Source organism: Rhodospirillaceae bacterium (genome assembly GCA_018662005.1).
In the GTDB taxonomy this organism is placed as follows: domain Bacteria; phylum Pseudomonadota; class Alphaproteobacteria; order Rhodospirillales; family JABHCV01; genus JACNJU01.
The window spans coordinates 1-19,322 of the sequence record JABJHA010000034.1 but is presented as its reverse complement, the minus strand read 5'-3'; the positions used below and the strand labels follow the sequence as shown (position 1 = coordinate 19,322).

Below are 19,322 nucleotides of genomic sequence, written 5' to 3'. Positions count from 1 at the left end.
GTCCCTGCTTGACGTGCTCAGTGGCGAGACGGCGCTGATCAATTCCAGCTCTGACGCCGCTTCAGCCGAAATCGACATCGCCATCGCCGTCTTCACCCTGCTCGACGCCATGGGTGAGCTGGATGAAGATGCGCTGACGCGTAAAGCTGACATGCAATAATATGTAACGGGCTGTGTCTTTCGATTAAATCTTATGGTACTCTGGCGGTGTCATTGGGCGGCGAATCCTGCTTGCCTGATAAGACCTTGGTCTGAAAAGGGCCCATACGTGATGCAGTCAGTTGAGCTTGCGGAACAAACACTTTTTATCGGGCCGGTCGCTGACACGCTTGTGTTGCAAGCCTCGCCGGGAACCTCCCTTGTTGTCCCTGGCGATGCCTGGCTGTTAAAGGCCGATTTTACGCCCCAAGGCTCTGATCTTCTTCTCACCGGGCCTGACGGATCGCGCGTCCTGATCCGTGATTTTTTCTCCCTTGATAGTCCACCCGACCTGATGACCGATGCCGGCGGGGTTATTTCCGCCGAGCTGGCAACCAAACTGGCTGGCCCCACTGCTCCTGGTCAGTTCGCTTTACTGGAAAACGGCCCCTTTGCCGAGCTGGCGCAAGCCGCTGAATCCATTGGCCGGGTTGAAGCGACAGATGGTCTGGTCGAGGCGATCCGCATTGACGGCACCAAGGTTTCCCTCGCCAAGGGTGATGATATCTTCCAGGGCGATACCTTGGTCACCGCCAAGGGTGCGGCCATCGGTATTACATTCGTCGATGACACCACCTTCTCGCTGGGTGAAGAGGGGCGCATGGTCATCGACGAGATGGTTTTCGATGCCGGCACCCAGGAAGGCCAGTTCAGCGCCAATCTGGTGCAGGGTGTGTTCTCGTTCGTCAGCGGACAGATCGCCAAGACAGGTGTCGATGCGATGACCGTGACGACACCGGTCGCCACCATTGGCATCCGCGGCACCAAGGTCGCCGGGCGGGCGGCCCAGGAAGGATCCGAGAACACCATTTCCCTGCTACCCGAAACCAACGCCCAGGGCGTTCAGTCGGTTGGTCAATTGTCGGTGACCAATCAGGGCGGCACGGTGACCCTCAGTTCGATTGGCGCGACGGTACAAATGTCCAGCGCCTTCCAGCCACCACCGCCACCGGTGGTCTTCAGTCCACAACAAATTCAACAGAACTTTGGCTCCACCCTGACCACCTTGAGCGCAACAGCGGCAGCCAAAGCGACAAACGACGCGGTGGAAAACGCGCAGCAAGCCGAACAGGCCCAGGCCGAAGCCGAACAGGCCGGAGCCGAAGCCGAAACAGCGGCGGCTGAAGCCGAAGCGGCGGCGGCGGAAGCGGCAGCGGCGCAAGCCGAAGCCGAGGCCAGCGGCGACCCGGAAGCGATTGCCGCAGCCGAAGCGGCGGCGGCGGAAGCCGAAGCCAAGATTGCGGAAGCTGAAGCCAAGACAGCCGAGGCCGAAGCGGCGGCGGTTGAAGCCGAAGCGGCGGCGGCGGAAGCCGAAACGGCTCAAGCCGAGGCCGAACACGCCAACAACGAAGTTCAGGCCCAGGCTGACGCCTTTGCCCAGTTTGGCGGACCGGTTCCTCCGGGCGCTGAAGGAGACGCTCCCCCTGATGGCGAAGCACCAGCCGATGGTGAAGCCCCGGCCGATGGTGGCACGGGAGATGGCCAGGGAGATGGCGAGCAACAAGCTGGTGATGGTCCACCTCCCGAAGGTGACGCCGTTGACCAGGCAGCGGAAGAAGCCGCCCGCGAGGCTATTGCAGAAGGCGCTTCGGCAGAGGAAGTCTTTGCCGCTGCCGCTGACGCTGCTGCCGCACAGTTGGCGGCAGAGGGCGACAGCCCCGAAGACATCGCCGCCGAACGGGCGGTTGCGGAACAAGCCTTCAATGACGCCCTTGCCGCAGGGGCCAGCCCCGAAGAAGCGATGGCAGCAGCCCTGCAGGCGACGGAAGACCAGTTTGGTGATAATTTCAACGACGGCGGTGGCGACCCCAATCAACAAGACGGAAACTTTGGCGGCGATCCCAACGCCCCTGACGGCGGTTTTGGTGGCGATCCCAATGCACCCGGGGGCACTGGCGGTGATCCAAATGCCCCGGACGGTGGCGGCGGGGGTTTCAACGATGGTGGTGATGGAACGACATTTGGCGGCGGCGATCCTTTCTTTGGTGGTGGTGATCCGTTCTTCGGTGGCGGCGGCGATCTGTTCGGCGGCGGCGATCCGTTTGGCGGTGGCGACCCATTCTTTGGCGGTGGCGGCGACCCGTTCTTTGGCGGTGATTCTCTCTATGGCGGTGGCGGGGATGATTTCTTTAATGATCCCTTCGGCGGCGACACCTTCGATCCGCTGATCGGTGAGATATTTAACCTGGAATCAACTTTCGACGTCATCCATGATGACCCCAACGCTCCACCCCCGCAGGAAGTTGAATCCCAAGCGTCGTTTACCGATCAGGTAACCTTTACCACCGGCGATGACGTGGAAGAGGGAACCACTGAAAATACCAATTTTTACTTTTCCTATACGTCCCTTGGCGGTGCCGACACCATCACCGACCTTGGCGGCACCAACCAGATGTCGTTCGACGCTCTTGATAATATCAAGATAAAATTGACCACAGACGCCACCACCCTGGGCACCGGAACGGTCGATATATGGAACGGCTTTAGCGCCGCCGAAGGTTCCGCACCGGCCACCGGCACCCCGCCTAACCAGACCATCACATTCTCGGATGTCAGCCAGTATCTGTTTTCCGACAGTCCCGTTGCCGCACTGGGCGGGGGTTATTCCAGCCAATCGGAAGTCACCGGGTCAAGCAGTGAAGAGGTCGAGCACGGCGATGTCATTGTGCTTCCGGCACTGGTGCAGAACGAAATCGGTTACGTTATCGCCGGCGGTAGCGGTGACGACACCATTACCCTGGACCAGACCATGGAAGGCGCTATCGTCTTCGGCAAGGGCGGCGGCGATACATTCAATATCGACAGCTACGGCGATCATCTGCTGATTGGTGGCATTACAGCGACTGACAACGTCGATGACGGTTTTTTAGCTGATGGCTCGACCCCTAATGGCACCGCCGATGACGGCATCCCGGACAACCGCGTAAACACTTTCGATTATTCAACGATCAACTTCGATAACACCGCTAGCAACGGCAACGATGGCACGGCGGGGCTTTCCATCGCCCTGTTCGGCGCTTATGCGTTCGAGGCGGGCGGCTCGGGCGGCATCGGAGAAGCCGTATCAGGCGAAAGCAGGCTCAATGATCAAATCTGGGACGTCGGTGCCCTGAGCGGTTCCGCCGATAACGATACGATCAGTCTTTATGGCGGTGGCTACTCCACCATCGACGCAGGACTTGGCAACGACACCCTGAACATCATCGGTGGCAGTGAGATTTTAAAAGCCACGACGTTCACGGGCGGCGATGGCGACGACAGCATCAACATCCGCGCTGGAGTCTCGGTCATCGCCAACCTTGATGGCGGCAACGGCACCGACACCCTCGGGGTTTCCTACAACAGCACCTATACCCACACCGGCAGCCTGCTTAACTTGGAAATCCTGCAAATGCTCGGCAGCACGAGTGACGACACCATTAACATTAGCGACACGACGGTAACCGACATTGAAACCGCTACCAGTATGACCGTCAGTTCCGTCAATGGCAGCGGCGGCACCGACACCCTGAACTTGCTGACCAATACCGCCAATACCTACAGCGTCGGCTTCACCGAAACCATCAACGCCACCGGCACCGGCAACGACACCATTACAATGCTCTCAGGAATGAGCAGTGGCGCCGTCATTGATCTGGCGACCGGCAGCGATGCAGTGAACCTGTATGCAGGCGTCAACACCGGCACGTTTACGTCCGTAGAAACCATCACCGGCACGGCGAGCGCCGATACCCTTACCCTCGAAAACACCTTGTCGTCGGTCAGCATCGATCTTGCTGGCGGCACCGATTCCCTGACCCTTGCGGACGGACCCAACACGGTGACCCTGACGGGCGTTGAGTCCGTCACCGGCACGTCATCCTCCGACACCCTGACCCTGGGTTCGCTGGTTTCCGGCGTCGCCTTCGACATGGGCGCAAACAGCGACACCATCAACCTGTTCAACGGCACAAATTCGGGAACCTTCACCAACACCACATTCCTGCTGATGTCGGGGACGACGGCGCAGAATGTTCTCACTTTGGGGGCGGCCTTCAGCGGACGCATTGACGGCGTTACGTCTGAAACCGATGATGAACTGACCCTGGCGGCGGCGACCAACGTTGTCACCATCAACGATATGGAAACCATCACCGCCTCAACCGGCGACGATACCATCACCATGGGGACGGCCCTGGCCACGGGATCAATCGTCAATCTGGGTAGCGGCGGCACGGACACCCTGAACCTGTTCTCCGCCACCAATACAGCAGCCATCAGCAATGCCTCCAGTAGCGCCGACACCATTAACGGCACATCCGCCGACGACACCCTGACCCTGGAAGCAATCTTTAGCGGATATGGAACCATTAACCTTGCCGGCAGTTCCGGCGGCGATACCCTTAACCTTGGCAATTTCGCCAATTCTGTGACCATTTCCGGCGTCGAGACGACCAATGGCAACGTTAAGGACGATTATATCAAGGTCGCAGGTTCCGACCTCGCCAACACCATCGCCATTGACGGCAACGCCGATACCACCGGTGATCATCTGTACATTACGGGCGGCGGAACGGTTTCAACGGCAAATATGGCCGGTATTCAGAGCTTTGAAAAATTGTTCCTGTCTTCAGACGCGTCCTACGATCTGACTCTGCATGACGCCAATAACTTCCCCACCATAGATGCCAGCGCGGTGACGACGGCGGGCAACCTGACTTTTAACGCAGCGGCCGAATCCACTGCCATCGCCATGACGATTGCCAGCAGCGTTCTTGATGATGGTTCCGCCCACACACTGACCGGCAGCTCAGCCACCAGCGACAGCTTGACCTTAAGCGGCGGTGCTATCCTGGACAGTACGGAACTCAGCCTAGTCAGCGCCTGGGAAACAATGGTACTGGACACTGACGCCGCCTACAGCCTGACCCTGGATGACGCCAGTGACCCAGGTACATCAAACCTTACTGTCACCGCAACGAGTGTGACGACAGCCGGCAATTTAAACTTTGATGCGTCGGCGGTTGCTACGGATTATAGGGTCAACATGACCATATCGGGCAGCGTCCTGAATGATAATACCGGACAAAATATAAAAGGTAGCGCTGTATCCGGTGGCCCAGATACTTTGACGATAAATGGCAGCACTGTCCTTGATGCCAACGATTTCGCAAACGTAAATGGCTGGGAAAATATTACCCCGCAAACCGGTTCTACCATGGACTGGACTTTTAGCAACAATATGGCGACCACCAGTGGAGTGTTGACCAAAACGCTACTGGGATAACGACTGTTGGCGGAGTGATTTTTAACGGGGCCAACCACGCCGGCGGCATTGCCATGACCATTCGTGGCAGCGTCATTGATGACGGCAACGCCTATACGTTGGTGGGCGGTGGCGGCAGCACTGACGTTTTAAGTATTGCCCTGGGCGCAGACTTGGACTCTACCGAACTCAGCCTGATCGGTGGTTGGGAGACCTGGACACTGGGCACCGATGCCGTCTACAGCTTGACCCTCGATAACTCAAACAGCACGGACAGCGGGACACTGGCTATCAATGCCTATGCAGTCAAGACTGCTGGAAACCTGACTATTAATGCTTCGGCGGAATCGACAACCAATATTTCACTGACCATTGATGCCAGCGTTATTGCTAACAATGTCTCACACACATTGACCGGAGGTGGCGGATCAAGCGACGCTTTAGCTATTAACGCCCTGGGTGCGACCACCCTGAGCGCGAATGATACAGCGAACATCGGCGGTTGGGAAACCTGGACACTTGGCTCGGCCCAAACCTACGATATGACCCTCAGCACAGCAAACGCTGGCACCGGTACGCTGACAATTGATGGAACAGCGTCATCTGGTTTAACTGTCGATGGGGTAGCGGAGACAGACGCAGCAGCCTCGTTGATAATAAGCGGCGGCGCCGGCATCGATTCCCTGACTGGCGGCAGCGGCGCTGACACCATGACGGGCAACGCTAGCGCCGACACGTTTACGATATTTGATCCGGGAACGATGGATACCATTGCGGATTTCAGCGGCGTAACCGGCACCCAAAACGATATTATTAGTTTCGACCTTGGGGATTATCTTACGGCGAGTAGTCTTAACTTGCTGACAACGGGAGATGGCTCAGGATCCTCGACGGATACCGGCGCCGGTCCAACCGTGTCATTCGAGACGGTGAGTGACATTACGTCTACGTTTACGTCTACGGCTGGAAATGAATTTATTCTTTTTTCGGATACGAATGCAAACTCGGCATCCGCGATCCAAACAGCGCTGCAAGGCGGCGGGTTGATGACGTTCTCGAACGCCGCCGATACCGGAGCATTCCTGGCGGCCTATGACACAGGCACGGTCACGAGAATAGCCGCGATCAATGTCAGTGGCGCTTCTGACACAACAAGCGCCACCGTTACTGATATCCTTGAGCTGTCGAATGTCACGGATGTGACAACCCTGAACGTCGCAGATTTCACGTTCATCTAAGGAATAATCAGGCAGCCCGAGGACGTGACTGAACAGAGTCCGCCAACCCATCTACAAATCATCAAAGGAACGCTGGCGGCGTTATGAAAAACATCTTGGTCCCTTAATGGAAGTTCTGAATTAATAACAACTCTCCGATTTGCACACACGCGACCTAGATGTTAGCGTGCCTTCCATGATTAATCTGAAAGATGTTGCCCTTCACTTTGGTGGTTTGCGGGCGGTTGATGGCGCCAGTTTCGACATCAAAAAGGGTACGATTACCGGGCTTATCGGCCCCAACGGGGCGGGTAAGACAACCCTGTTCAATCTTGTCGCCGGGGTCTTCGCGCCTTCGGCCGGTAGCGTCATCCTTGATGGCCAGAACGTCACCGGCATGAAGCCGCACGAACTGTTCGCCAAGGGACTTTTACGGACATTTCAGATCGCCCACGAATTTTCCTCACTGACGGTGCGTGAGAACCTGATGATGGTGCCGGGGGACCAGTTGGGCGAAAAGTTGATGAATACCTGGTTTCATCGTGGCCGGGTCGCCGCCGAAGAAAAGGCCATTCACGACAAAGCCGACGAGGTCATAGATTTTCTCAATCTTGGCCATCTGGCAAACGAGCAGGCGGGCAATCTTTCGGGCGGTCAGAAAAAACTGCTGGAACTGGGCCGCACCATGATGGTCGACGCCAAAGTCGTGCTGCTTGACGAGGTTGGGGCCGGGGTCAACCGGACCCTGCTCAATGAAATAGGTGACGCCATCATCCGCCTGAACAAGGAACGTGGCTATACGTTCTGCATGATCGAGCACGATATCGATTTCATTTCGCGGCTGTGTAATCCGGTCGTCGTCATGGCCGAAGGCAAGGTCTTGATGCAGGGCACGGCGGCTGAGGTCAAATCAAACGAAAACGTTATCGAGGCCTATCTGGGAACCGGCCTTAAAAACAAAGTAGGGGCGATTTCATAACGTGGGCTTTTTAACGGGCACCAGTATGAGCGGGGGATACGGCGGCGCGGATATTCTGCGCGGCTGTGACATCGCTGTCGACAAAGGTGAAATTGCCGTCGTCGTCGGCCCCAACGGGGCTGGCAAATCAACCGCCATGAAGGCCCTGTTCGGGATGCTTGACCTGCGCGAAGGCAAAGTCATGCTGGGGGATAAGGACATCAGTAACCTCTCCCCGCAAGACCGGGTCAAGGAAGGGATGGCGTTCGTACCGCAAACGAACAACGTGTTCACCAGCATGACGGTGCAGGAGAATCTTGAAATGGGCGCTTTCCTGCGTCGTGACGATATTTTCAAAACCATGGACCACGTCTTCGAGCTGTTCCCCGCCCTGCAAGAAAAACGCGACCAGCCAGCGGGCGAACTTTCGGGCGGCCAACGCCAACAAGTCGCCGTCGGCCGGGCGCTCATGACCCAGCCTGAGGTGTTGATGCTCGATGAACCAACGGCCGGTGTATCGCCCATCGTCATGGATGAATTGTTCGACCGTATTCTCGAGATCAAGCAGACCGGCATCGCCATTCTGATGGTTGAACAGAACGCCCGACAAGCGCTCGGCATCGCCGATACAGGCTATGTTCTGGTCACCGGCGAGAACAAATTTACGGATACCGGAGAGGCCTTGCTGGCCGACCCGGAAGTCCGTCGCGCATTTCTGGGGGGATAGCTTGACTGATATTTTAAATGCCATCGTCCTGATATCAAATTTCGTCATCATACCGGTCCTGACCTATGGTTCGCAGCTGGCGCTTGGCGCATTGGGCATCACCATGGTCTATGGCATCCTGCGTTTCGCCAATTTCGCCCATTCAGACATGATGGCCTTCGGCACCATGATCACCGTGCTTGTGACCTGGTGGCTGCAATCCTTAGGCGTTAGTTTTGGCCCATTGCCAACGGCCCTGCTGGCATTGCCCATGGCCATTGCCGTAACAATCGCCATGACCCTGTTTATGGACCGAACGGTCTATAAATTCTATCGCAGGAAGCGCAGCGCTCCGGCTATTTTCGTAATCGCGTCCATTGGTGTGATGTTCGTTCTCAACGGCGTCGTGCGTTTTATCATTGGCCCCAATGATCAGCGTTTCGCCGATGGCGAACGGTTTATCATCAAGGCCCGGGCGTTTAAGGAAATGACCGGCCTTGGCGAGGGCCTGGCGATAAAGGTCAGCCAGGGCCTGACCATCGGCATCGCCTTGGCCCTGGTGCTGGCCTTGTTCTGGTTCCTGCAAAAGACCCGAACCGGCAAGGCCATGCGGGCCTATTCCGATAACGAGGATCTGGCCCTGCTGTCGGGTATTGATCCGGAAAAAGTGGTGATGGTGACATGGATCATCGTGGCGGCGCTGGCGACCATTGCCGGAACCCTGTACGGGTTGGATAAAAGTTTCAAGCCGTTCACCTATGTCCAGCTTCTGCTGCCGTTCTTCGCCGCCGCCATTGTCGGCGGTATTGGCAAACCGGTCGGCGCCATCCTCGGCGGTTTCGTGGTCGCCTTTTCGGAAGTCAGCATCACCTATGCCTACAAGAAATTCTTTAAATATCTGCTTCCCGAAAACTGGGCCCCGGATGGGCTTATTCAGTTGTTGTCAACCGATTACAAATTCGCCGTCTCCTTTATCATCCTGGTTCTGGTGCTACTGATCCGCCCAACCGGTATCCTTAAGGGGCGCTCCATATGAACAACACCCGACGCTCAATTCTGTCGTTCTCCGTGATGGCCGGTTTGCTGTTGATTGTCGGACAGTCCCAGTCCTGGCCGCTCATGTTGACGATCCTCAATTTGTGCCTGATTTCTTCGGTCATGGCGCTCGGTGTCAATATCCAATGGGGCTATGCGGGCCTGTTCAACGTCGGCACTATGGGCTTTGCGGCTCTCGGTGGTGTCGCCGCCATGCTGGTATCAAAAGCACCGATACCTGAAGCCTGGGCTGCTGGCGGATCAAACCTTTTTATCGGTGTGGTCCTTTTCCTGTTCACCCTCGGGGCTGCCGTCGCCGCATACCGGAAAATACCAAAAGGCAGCCTGCGGGTGATTGCCCTGAGTGTGATTATCCTGATCGGCATTTTCGCGACCCGTTATTTCTCTGACACCGCCATCGCCGATATTGAGGCCGTCAACCCGGCCCTGACCGGATATCTGGGCGGCCTTGGTTTGCCGATCCTGTTTTCCTGGGCTGCTGGTGGCTTGCTGGCCGCCGGTGGGGCGTGGATTGTCGGCAAAATCGCCCTGGGGCTGCGCTCGGACTATCTGGCCATCGCCACATTGGGGATTTCGGAAATCATTATCGCCGTCCTGAAAAACGAAGACTGGCTGACCCGCGGGGTCAAGAACGTCGCAGGACTGCCAAGGCCGGTACCTTACGAGATTGACCTGCAAAAAAGCGACAGTTTCATCAGCTGGATCGAATGGCTGAATTCAGGTGCCCTGAAAGGACTGTCCGACAGTGGGCGCGCCGATCAACTATCGGCTTTTGTCATTGAGCAATCCGGCATTTTCGTCAAACTTTGCTACGCTGGCCTTTTTACGACGGTTTTGCTGTTGATCCTGAGCATGAGCGTGATGGCCCTGAATTCCCCGTGGGGGCGTATGATGCGAGCCATTCGTGATAACGAGGTTTCCGCCGCCGCAATGGGCAAGAACATCACCGGTCGTCACCTGCAGGTCTTTGTCATCGGGTCGGCGGTCGTTGGCATCGCCGGGGCCATGCTGACAACCCTGGACGGACAACTGACCCCTGCCGCCTACAATCCCTTGCGCTTCACCTTCCTGATCTGGGTGATGGTGATCGTTGGCGGGTCAGGCAACAACCTGGGCTCGGTGTTGGGTGGCTTCCTGATCTGGTTTATCTGGATCGAGGCCGAACCTGTCGGTGTCTGGTTGATGGATTTTGGAACAAGCTGGATGGACGAAGGCAATCCGGTGCGCCTGCATTTGATGGATTCCGCGCAACACATGCGCCTGTTCATGATGGGAATGGTTTTGTTGCTGGTTATGCGCTTTAATCCGGGTGGCATTTTGCCGGAAGTCACAAAGCCTGGCCTCAATAAGTGATAGATCGACAGTGAAAAAACAGCCTATGATAGGGGCAACAGTTTTTCGACCCGTAAGATAAAAAACAAATCAACACGACAAGGAGGATACAATGAAGAAACTACTTTTAGCATCGACCCTGCTCGCCGCTATGACGGGCACCGCCATGGCCGCCGAAATCAAGGTCGGCGTCCTGCTGGGTTACACCGGACCCATTGAATCGCTAACCCCTGATATGGCAGCTTCTGCTGAACTGGCTTTTGATGAAGCATCGAATTCCGGCCAGCTTCTGGGCGGCAGTAAAATCGTCTCGATTCGTGCTGACTCAACATGTGTTGATTCAGCCGCAGCAACCGCCGCTGGCGAGCGCCTGATTTCATCCCATGGCGTCGTCGCCATTATGGGTGCGGATTGTTCCGGCGTCACCGGCGCTGTTGCCAACAATGTCGCCATTCCAAACGGCGTTGTCATGGTTTCCCCTTCGGCAACCTCACCGGGCCTTTCCAAGATCAAGGATAATGGCTTCTTTTTCCGCACTGCCCCGTCCGACGCCCGTCAGGGTGAAGTTCTGGCCACAGTGCTTAAAAGCCGTGGCATCATGGAAGTTGCCGTCACTTACACCAACAACGATTACGGCAAGGGACTGTCTGACAGTTTCAACACAGCTTTCACAGGCGTTGGCGGCAAAATTTCCATTACCGCCGCCCATGAAGACGGCAAAGCCGATTACTCTGCTGAAGTCGGCGCTTTGTCAGCCGCAGGTTCCAAGCATCTGGCCGTTTTCGGTTATCTTGACCAAGGCGGCAAGGGCATTATCCAGGCATCGTTGGACAGTGGCGCTTTTGATAATTTCATTCTTGCTGACGGCATGATTGGTGACAGCATCATTGAAGCCATCGGTAAAGACCTTAACGGCACCATCGGCACCCTTCCCGGTGGGGAAAGCGCAGGGGCTATCACTTTCAAGGCCATGGCCGGAAAGGCCGGCATCAAGGTAGGCGGTCCTTTCACCGCAGAGTCCTATGATGCAGGTGCACTGCTCGCGCTGGCCATGCAGGCTGCCGGTTCCGCTGACCGGGCCGCCATTCAAGCCAATATTATGTCCGTCGCCAATGCACCGGGCGAAAAGATCATGCCGGGTGAAATCGCCAAAGGTCTGAAAATTCTGAAAAGTGGCGGCAGCGTTGACTATGTCGGGGCCACTGATGTCAACTTTAACAACATCGGCGAAGTTCTTGGTTCCTACCAGGAACTTGAAGTCAAAGGCGGCAAGTTTGAAACCATCAAGGTTCACTAAGTTGCTGTTCACTTGAACACATCATGCCGGGCAGCTTATAAGGTTGCCCGGCATCTCTTTTTTTAAGGAAACACAAAAATGGCGACCGTTGAGTTAACTGCTGAAAATTTTCAATCAACAATCATGGAAAACGACATGGTTGTTATTGATTTTTGGGCTGATTGGTGTGGCCCGTGCAAAACCTTCGGCCCGACCTACGAAAAAGTATCGAACCAGCACGAAGGCATTGTGTTCGCCAAATGTGATACCGAATCCCAGCAGGAAATCGCCGCCCAGTTCCACATTCAGTCCATTCCGACACTGGCTATTATGCGCGACAAGGTTTTGCTTTTTAGTCAGGCCGGCGCCATTCCCGAAACCGCGCTTGAGGAAATCATCGGTCAGGCCAAAGCCCTGAATATGGATGAAGTCCACGCCAAGATTGCCGAAGAACAGGCCAAGGAAGCAACGCCTGATGCCTGATACCTGTTTTCACTTGTTTGTGAACAGGCCCTGCCCGGCCTTTTAAAGAAACCCCTTTCAGGCTATCAAAGCTGTTCCCGGAATTAAAATCGAGAACACAATCATGATGTCCCTTCGTCCGCAGTTTTTCTGTCTGATCGTCAGCCTGTTGATGTTTGCCCCCGCCGCCCAAGCAAGCGAACAGTCGGGCAAATTTCTAACACCCGATGGCCTACATACAGAACCGTGGTTCAACAAGACGACCGGTGATCTGTCCCGCGACCTGCAAGCGGCAACTGCCGAAGGCAAAAAGCTGGTGATTTTCTGGGAGCAACTGGGTTGTCACTACTGCGAGAAAATTCACGAGGTCAATCTTAAGGTTGAGGGTACCGTTCACTTTATCCGACAGAACTTCTATGTGGTGCTGTTGAACATGCGCGGTGATCGCCAGATGATTGATTTCGATGGCGCCACTTTGTCAGAGGCACAGCTTGCCCGCGCCCACCGGGTTGTCGGCACCCCGACAATTGAATTTCGCGATGATCAGGCCGACGAGGTCTTTCGCATGCCCGGTTATGCCGAACCGATGATCTTCCACGGCGTCTTCGATTACGTCGCCAACAGCGGCTATGATGACAGCCCGTTGGTGCCGTGGCTAAAGGCAAAGTATCTGGGCAACCAGCAATCAGGCGGTTAAACGTCCCGTTTAGTGAACTTTTGGCAGCACCGCCAGGGTGTCACCTTCACACAATTGAAGTTCCATTGAAACGGCTGGATTTGTATGGGTGATGCCATTGATCATGACCAGTCTGCACTGATCCAAAGGAACCCCGCACTGTTCCAGAACCTGTCCGACGCTGAACCCGTCTTCAGCCTCCATCGTCATCGTCTGGTTTTCAGCCTGCGCGGGCAGGTAGCTGGTCAGGGACGCGAACAGTTTGACGGTCAATTTCATCGCTGCATCAATATATAGCCGTTGATCAAAAGGTGACCTATCATCATAGCTGAGAAGCGTTCGATCAAGCCAGAAAGACCCGCAAGATGAGAGCCATGCTGACTATTTTGTTAATGACCGCCGCAACGGCATCTGCTGCGGTATACATTTGGCAGGCAGATGTGCCCGATGCTACCCGTTCGCTGGCCTTGTGCGAAAGGCTTCGCCACCTTGAGTTTGATCAGAAAACCACCCGTTGGATCGAACTGGGTACGCCCATTAAAACTGTTGTCGTTTGCGATATACCGGGCACAACAAGTGACCTGAAAGTCGAAGGACTGATCGAACCCTATATTGATACACCCCTTGCAAAACAAACGATCAGCGTCGATTGTTTCAAGGCGGCGCGGATAAGATCCGGTGCCCCGGCAATCCAGATGCCTGATGGGTTTTATTGTAACATCCCTGACGTTGTTCGTTGATTGTAAGGAAAAGCGCGCGTGAAAAGAACCAAACTTATTCCCGCCGTTGTGTTTCTGCTACAGGTTATTGCCGTCTTGTGGATCAGGCAACTTAACGAAGACAGCCACCTTCGCAACATCCGCAACAGCAGCACCATCGTTGCCGAACAACTTGCTGTCAGGTTGGAAGCTTTCTTTGCCCACCGCTTTGCCATCGGCGAGCATATACGCCATGAATGGAACGAAGGAAATATCAGAACACCAGAGAATTTCCTGTCCCAAACCAAATCATTCCAACAGTTGTTCCCGGATTTTCAGGCCATTAACTGGGCTGACAAGGATGGTGTCATCAAGTGGGTAACGCCGCTGCAAGGAAATCAGGGAGCCATCGGCCTTGATCTTAAGGCTCACCCGGTAGTCGGACCTGTCCTCGCCAAGGTTGAAATAAATCATAAAATTGGATTAACCCGGCCTTTGGAATTAGCCCAAGGGGGTACTGGAATTGCCGCATATATTCCGCTTGGGAGTGATCAAAATAAGGAAGGTTATATCAATCTGGTTTTTCGAATTTCTCCGTTGGTTAAAGCTGCTCTGGAACACGAACTGGATCATACCTACCACTATCAGATCACCGACGACGAGACCCCGGTCTTCAGTCAGGGCGAAGTCGATATGGCAAGCCCGCTTACCGTCAGGCGCACCTTCGGGGTTGCTAACAGACAATGGACAATTGCGCTGATGCCTACTGCCCTTGCCCTTGAAGACATGTCACTTTTGGCTTCCAACCTGACTGTCCTTCTTGCCTTGGCGATTTCGAGCGTCTTGGCCTGGTTGTTATGGCTTTACCTGAAACACCAGGAAGAACTTGTTTCAAAGACCAACGTGTTGGAAGCCGTTCTCGAGAACATGGATGAAGGTATTTCCATGGCTGATGCTGATTTAAACCTGATAGCTTTTAATCGGCGATTTCTAGACCTTTTGAATTTCCCGCCCGAAAAATTCAAGGTGGGTGATTCTTTTGAATCCTTTATTCGCTTTAACGCCGAACGCGGTGAATACGGTGAGGGTGATGTTGATGAACAGATTCGAGGGCGGGTTGAACTGGCAAAAAAGTTCAGTGCCCACCACTTTGAACGGACCATGCCTGATGGCACCGTTCTTCAAATCCACGGCATACCCATGCCCGGGGGTGGTTTCGTTACCAGCTACACGGATATTTCAGAACGCAAGTGGGCGGAAAAAGAACTAAAACGATCCGAAGAACGATTTTCCAAAGCCTTCAATTCCAGCCCGGCTTGTCTCTCTATTGCCAGCATTCAGGATGGTCTTCTATACGATGTCAATGACCATTGGTGCGCCACAACAGGCTACGACCGCACCGAAGTCATTGGAAAAACTGTCGCCGAAATGGGCTTATGGCAAAATTTCAGACAACGGGCACAGTTGGTCAAAGCGATCAGACGAGACAAATCCATTCGCGACTTTCAAGGAACCGTCATTACAAAAACTGGCGAAGCCCGTGAATGCATCTTCAATGGCGAATTGATCGATATCGATAACGAGGAACGCCTGTTGCTCGTTTTCCATGACGTGACGGAACTAAAGCGGGCCGAGGACAGGGCTTTACATCTTGCTGGCCATGATCCGTTGACCGGCCTTCCCAACAGGAATCTGATGCGCGACCGCCTTGAGCAGGAATTAACAAGGGCCAAGCGAAATGACACCAAAATCGCCATCATGTTCATCGACCTGAATGACTTCAAACAGGTCAACGACAGGTTTGGCCACAAGGCAGGTGATCAAGTCTTGCAATCCGTAACGGCGAGAATGAAAGAGTGTGTTCGCGCCAGCGACACGTTGGCACGTTTCGGCGGTGATGAATTCGTCATTATCATGCCCGACGTCCTTGATCAGACGTCGGTTATCAGGACTTGTGAAAAATTGACTGAGGCCCTGAGAGATTCTTTCGACCTTGATGACACAAAAATCCACATTGGCGCCAGCATCGGCATTACCATGTATCCCGATCACGCCGAAAGCCCCGAAGCCCTGCTGGAGATGGCGGATAAAGCCATGTACGACCTGAAAGACGACGATGACAGCGTCGGATTCAAGTTCGCCGAAGGCCGGAATTGACACATTTTTGATCGGAAATTTTTTGACTCCCGCCCTCAGTGCCGTTAGCATTTCACCATAACTCAGAAGAGTTTAATTCAGCTAACCAGAACGGGAGGCGATTATGATCAAGGCAAAAGCAAAAACACTTATCAAATTCTCTAGCGGTTTAATGCTGGGAATGTTGCTTGGCTTGACGATTATCGTAAGTCAGTCGATTTTCTAAAGTCCGAAACGTCAGCGACCCTATAACGAAAAGCAATGCGCGGTTCATGCATGAACGTGCGCCCGGCAATCGACACGGTATTGACGATGACAAAACGGCTGACCCGTCAGGCTGGGTGTTACGGCTGTTTCGTTAACGTTCTTCTCACCGCGTCACGCCAACCTCCGTAGCGCTGTTCACGCACTTCGGCCTTAAGGTCAGGCGAGAATCGTTGTTGCTGTGCCCAGGTTTTGGCAAATCCATCAAGGTCGGGATAGATACCCCGCTGCATTCCGGCCAGGTAAGCGGCCCCCAAAGCCGTCGTTTCAAGGACTTGTGGACGATCAACCGGGGCACCGAGAATATCGGTCAGGAACGGCATGGTCCAATCCGATACGGTCATGCCGCCGTCTTCGGCTGGGTATTAAAAAACGCACAATCTTATATTATTTGGTTTTTGGACGAACCAGATTTTTTCTAGCCAATGACAGACCTCTATGCGCGATAATAAATTTGCGGACGAAATCACCAACCCAGTAATATTTATGAAGAATATGAAACTGGTTTCCTTGTGACGGCTATCACAGCACGGGAGAAAAAGTTTCTATACCGTTATGAACACGATGGCTGCACTTCATCAATGGGGGGGGGTAAGAAACTCATTGGTGGGCATGAACGAAACTGTACAAAAACCTCCCCGTTGTAAGGGTGGAAAGCAATCAATATTTAGGGGTTTCTTAGCAGATCACCCGTATCGAAATGATGCCCTTATTGTTATATGCGCTTCGGTAGCCATGACTTTTCTTGGTGGATATCTCGACTTTTTTGAGTTGTGGCATGCATTTGTTCGTCAACATGAAAACTGGGAATTGGATGAGATCACTATTGGGATTTTCTCACTTGCTATATTACTGGTTTGGTATTCATGGCGGCGACAAACGCAAGCTAATTTGCTTAAATCAATCGCGTTAAAGCACAAGGAAGAAGCAATAGAAGCGAGCCTGGCCAAGTCAAGATTTTTGACCACCATGAGCCACGAGTTGCGAACACCTTTAAATTCTATCATCGGTTATAGCGAAGCCATGCTTACTGGGGCCTTAGGAAAGCTAGGCAATGAAAAGCATGAGCAATACATGCGCGATATACAAAATTCGGGGCATCATCTTCTAGATTTGATCAACGACATTCTAGATATCTCGAAGATTGAAGCTAAGAAGGAGACTCTGATCGATCGAGCGGTCGAGGTGCCAGCGATAATGGACATCAGTTTGCAACGCGTCAGGATATTAGCCGAAAAGAAAAACATCATCCTTTCCGTTGAAAAGCCAAGGACCCCGACAATGCTCATGTGTGACGAAAGGCGGGTGGTTCAGGTGTTCATCAATCTCCTCAGCAATGCCATCAAATTCACCCCGGAGAATGGGCATGTGGCCTTTGTCGCCGAGAGCAGCGATGACAGCGGCTATATCTTCAGTATCTCGGATACAGGTAGAGGTATCCCCAAGGGGGATATATGCAGGGTTATCAAACCGTTCGAACAAGCCGACAAAAATCTGAATGGGGGTTCTGCGGGAACTGGTCTCGGCCTCCCCCTTTGTAAATCCCTGATGCAACTTCACGGTGGTGATCTTGCAATCGCCAGCGAGCTTGGTATGGGTACAACGGTAACTGTGCACTTCCCGCCGGAACGCATATTTCGTCCTTCTTGAGAATGATCACATCGATCACCAGACTAATAATGAATGTCCGTTAAGGGTTATCATCTCAACCGGTCGATGCAACACACGCGTTATATAAGGCTCAGCATTAAAGCTAGCCAATTGTCTTTATTTGGAAAAATGGTGCCCGGGGGCGGATTTTCAATAGCCCTTATGACACGCCGCCAACCCGAAAATTACTTTGCAGGCTTAACGCGAATTTTATTTTTGTTCACCTTGGTGCCGTGTAATTTTTCAATAGCAACCATCGCTTCTTCCTCGAGTTCCATCTCGACAAATCCAAAACCTTTTGAAGCACCGCTCTTGTCATCAAGGACAAGATTGCAGGCGGACACATTGCCATGGACTTTGAATAATTCTTCTAAATTTTGTTCGTCAAAATCTCGTGGCAAGTTAAGGGCAATCAGTTTCATTTAGGTTCCGATAAAAATACAAGGGTGAGGCATTAAAGTGTCTTATCAGGATAAATCTTTAACGAAACAAAATCCGCTTCAAGCTAAAACTTCAATGTTTTGAGCGTTCCTGTAATACCCAGGACTTCTTTGGCGGCTTGAATATTGTTGTTTAATTCCGTTAACTTCTGTTGCGCGGCAGCTTCTTCCTGCTCATTTTTCGCGCCGTTCTCTACTTGTGCATGTTTAAGATGGTCGATCTTCGATTTTGCACGACCTCGTTCTACCAGATCATTCGTGAGGTTCAGTTGTGCTTTTTCAAAGGTAATCTCTTCAATATTTAAACCAAGAGATTGAAGCTCTGTGATATCAGGCAATTTATTACAGAAACCATAAACGATTTTATTATGGCGATATCCATGCTTCTCAAGCTTGCATTTTTTCTTTATCTCGTTGACTTCCAGGCGATAGTCACTTTGAGGTTTGGGCGTCAGTTTGAAGGTTTTCATTGGGTTTCGCCTGTTTGAGCTTCAGCATTCATTTGAGAAGGCAATAAAGAAAAGGCTACAGAGATCACTTGGGGGAAAATGGTGCCCGGGGGCGGATTTGAACCACCGACACGCGGATTTTCAATCCGCATCTCCTAGAAATAGATAATTTCGATAATTTCCAATTAGTAACCTTTACCCTTTATTTCTGCCATTTATTCACTATGCTAAGTGACTGTCAACCTATTTACCCGGGGTTGAGACGGAACCTTAAACGCACCTTGGACGCACCTTGAGGATTGATGGCAACCACACTTACGGATCGCAGTGTTAAATCTCTGAAGCCTAAGCCTAAGCAGTATGAGGTGCGGGACGCTGCGTTACGCGGACTCGCAATCCGCGTTAACACCGACGGCACGAAGACCTGGACACTTATCGTCAGCAAGGGCGGAAGGAGACAGCGCGTCACCTTGGGCCGCTATCCAGACCTGCGGTTGGCCGATGCGAGGCGACGTGCATCAGAGCGCAAGCAGTCCGGATACAGAGTTGGTGGCTCTGT

Annotated in this window: 18 protein-coding genes; 14 read left to right on the top strand and 4 right to left on the bottom strand. The window is 53.4% G+C overall.

Translation table 11 applies throughout. The features are described from left to right. The 10 genes from HOL66_13855 to HOL66_13810 form a co-directional block, all read left to right on the top strand. Positions 1–160, top strand: a 160-nt coding sequence (locus HOL66_13855; GenBank protein MBT5245317.1) for an outer membrane efflux protein, incomplete at its 5' end; no start/stop codon positions are given. 111 nt (positions 161–271) lie between these two features. After that, complete coding sequence (locus tag HOL66_13850; protein ID MBT5245316.1) at positions 272–5,464, top strand: hypothetical protein; 5,193 nt, start codon at positions 272–274, stop codon at positions 5,462–5,464. A 14-nt stretch (positions 5,465–5,478) separates the two neighbouring features. Further along, on the top strand, positions 5,479–6,681 hold the full coding sequence (locus tag HOL66_13845; GenBank protein ID MBT5245315.1) for a hypothetical protein: 1,203 nt from the start codon (positions 5,479–5,481) through the stop codon (positions 6,679–6,681). Positions 6,682–6,856: 175 nt separating this feature from the next. Continuing rightward, positions 6,857–7,639 (top strand): ABC transporter ATP-binding protein, encoded by a 783-nt coding sequence (locus HOL66_13840; GenBank protein ID MBT5245314.1) that lies wholly within the window; start codon positions 6,857–6,859, stop codon positions 7,637–7,639. 1 nt (position 7,640) lies between these two features. After that, the gene (locus HOL66_13835; protein ID MBT5245313.1) at positions 7,641–8,345 is read left to right on the top strand and encodes an ABC transporter ATP-binding protein; all 705 of its coding nucleotides are present in this window, start codon (positions 7,641–7,643) and stop codon (positions 8,343–8,345) included. Beyond that, positions 8,254–9,360, top strand: a complete 1,107-nt coding sequence (locus HOL66_13830; GenBank protein MBT5245312.1) for a branched-chain amino acid ABC transporter permease — start codon at positions 8,254–8,256, stop codon at positions 9,358–9,360. Before HOL66_13835 ends, HOL66_13830 begins: the two co-directional genes overlap by 92 nt. Next, positions 9,357–10,733, top strand: coding sequence for a branched-chain amino acid ABC transporter permease (locus HOL66_13825; GenBank protein MBT5245311.1), 1,377 nt, complete (start codon positions 9,357–9,359; stop codon positions 10,731–10,733). Before HOL66_13830 ends, HOL66_13825 begins: the two co-directional genes overlap by 4 nt. 91 nt (positions 10,734–10,824) lie before the next feature. After that, positions 10,825–12,009, top strand: coding sequence for an ABC transporter substrate-binding protein (locus HOL66_13820; GenBank protein MBT5245310.1), 1,185 nt, complete (start codon positions 10,825–10,827; stop codon positions 12,007–12,009). Positions 12,010–12,087: 78 nt separating this feature from the next. Beyond that, entirely contained in the window at positions 12,088–12,471 is a 384-nt protein-coding gene (gene trxA / locus HOL66_13815; protein MBT5245309.1) for a thioredoxin, read from the top strand. A 103-nt stretch (positions 12,472–12,574) separates the two neighbouring features. Next, a complete protein-coding gene (locus HOL66_13810) occupies positions 12,575–13,147 on the top strand; it encodes a thioredoxin fold domain-containing protein (protein MBT5245308.1) in 573 nt (190 codons plus the stop codon). Positions 13,148–13,156: 9 nt separating this feature from the next. Here HOL66_13810 and HOL66_13805 read toward each other — a convergent pair whose 3' ends face one another. Continuing rightward, positions 13,157–13,405 carry a MoaD/ThiS family protein gene (locus tag HOL66_13805; GenBank protein MBT5245307.1) on the bottom strand — a complete coding sequence of 83 codons (249 nt, stop codon included), beginning with the start codon at positions 13,403–13,405 and terminating at the stop codon, positions 13,157–13,159. 95 nt (positions 13,406–13,500) lie between these two features. Here HOL66_13805 and HOL66_13800 point away from each other — a divergent pair, with 95 nt between their 5' ends. Both HOL66_13800 and HOL66_13795 read left to right on the top strand, forming a co-directional pair. Then, positions 13,501–13,866 (top strand): hypothetical protein, encoded by a 366-nt coding sequence (locus HOL66_13800; GenBank protein MBT5245306.1) that lies wholly within the window; start codon positions 13,501–13,503, stop codon positions 13,864–13,866. Positions 13,867–13,884: 18 nt separating this feature from the next. Next, positions 13,885–15,981, top strand: coding sequence for a diguanylate cyclase (locus tag HOL66_13795; GenBank protein MBT5245305.1), 2,097 nt, complete (start codon positions 13,885–13,887; stop codon positions 15,979–15,981). A gap of 323 nt (positions 15,982–16,304) precedes the next feature. Here the strand turns inward: HOL66_13795 and HOL66_13790 are convergent, their stop codons facing one another. Beyond that, positions 16,305–16,568 carry a hypothetical protein gene (locus tag HOL66_13790; GenBank protein ID MBT5245304.1) on the bottom strand — a complete coding sequence of 88 codons (264 nt, stop codon included), beginning with the start codon at positions 16,566–16,568 and terminating at the stop codon, positions 16,305–16,307. Between the two features lie 268 nt (positions 16,569–16,836). Between HOL66_13790 and HOL66_13785 the strand changes: the two genes are divergently transcribed. Continuing rightward, entirely contained in the window at positions 16,837–17,874 is a 1,038-nt protein-coding gene (locus HOL66_13785) for a HAMP domain-containing histidine kinase (protein MBT5245303.1), read from the top strand. Between the two features lie 185 nt (positions 17,875–18,059). Here the strand turns inward: HOL66_13785 and HOL66_13780 are convergent, their stop codons facing one another. Then, positions 18,060–18,296: an RNA-binding protein gene (locus tag HOL66_13780; GenBank protein MBT5245302.1), complete on the bottom strand. Its 237-nt coding sequence runs from the start codon at positions 18,294–18,296 to the stop codon at positions 18,060–18,062. A gap of 83 nt (positions 18,297–18,379) precedes the next feature. Continuing rightward, a complete protein-coding gene (locus HOL66_13775; protein ID MBT5245301.1) occupies positions 18,380–18,784 on the bottom strand; it encodes a hypothetical protein in 405 nt (134 codons plus the stop codon). Positions 18,785–19,065: 281 nt separating this feature from the next. On the opposite strand from HOL66_13775, the gene HOL66_13770 reads away from it, so the two are divergent. Further along, positions 19,066–19,322: DUF4102 domain-containing protein (locus HOL66_13770; GenBank protein ID MBT5245300.1), on the top strand; the 257-nt coding region annotated here is incomplete at its 3' end.

Coding starts and splice junctions, on each gene's coding strand:
- HOL66_13825 (MBT5245311.1), top strand. CDS start 9,357: ATGAACAACACCCGACGCTCAATTCTGTCGTTCTCCGTGATGGCCGGT.
- HOL66_13810 (MBT5245308.1), top strand. CDS start 12,575: ATGATGTCCCTTCGTCCGCAGTTTTTCTGTCTGATCGTCAGCCTGTTG.
- HOL66_13780 (MBT5245302.1), bottom strand. CDS start 18,296: ATGAAACTGATTGCCCTTAACTTGCCACGAGATTTTGACGAACAAAAT.
- HOL66_13820 (MBT5245310.1), top strand. CDS start 10,825: ATGAAGAAACTACTTTTAGCATCGACCCTGCTCGCCGCTATGACGGGC.
- HOL66_13775 (MBT5245301.1), bottom strand. CDS start 18,784: ATGAAAACCTTCAAACTGACGCCCAAACCTCAAAGTGACTATCGCCTG.
- trxA (MBT5245309.1), top strand. CDS start 12,088: ATGGCGACCGTTGAGTTAACTGCTGAAAATTTTCAATCAACAATCATG.
- HOL66_13790 (MBT5245304.1), bottom strand. CDS start 16,568: ATGACCGTATCGGATTGGACCATGCCGTTCCTGACCGATATTCTCGGT.
- HOL66_13850 (MBT5245316.1), top strand. CDS start 272: ATGCAGTCAGTTGAGCTTGCGGAACAAACACTTTTTATCGGGCCGGTC.
- HOL66_13785 (MBT5245303.1), top strand. CDS start 16,837: ATGAACGAAACTGTACAAAAACCTCCCCGTTGTAAGGGTGGAAAGCAA.
- HOL66_13805 (MBT5245307.1), bottom strand. CDS start 13,405: ATGAAATTGACCGTCAAACTGTTCGCGTCCCTGACCAGCTACCTGCCC.
- HOL66_13830 (MBT5245312.1), top strand. CDS start 8,254: ATGTTCTGGTCACCGGCGAGAACAAATTTACGGATACCGGAGAGGCCT.
- HOL66_13840 (MBT5245314.1), top strand. CDS start 6,857: ATGATTAATCTGAAAGATGTTGCCCTTCACTTTGGTGGTTTGCGGGCG.
- HOL66_13800 (MBT5245306.1), top strand. CDS start 13,501: ATGCTGACTATTTTGTTAATGACCGCCGCAACGGCATCTGCTGCGGTA.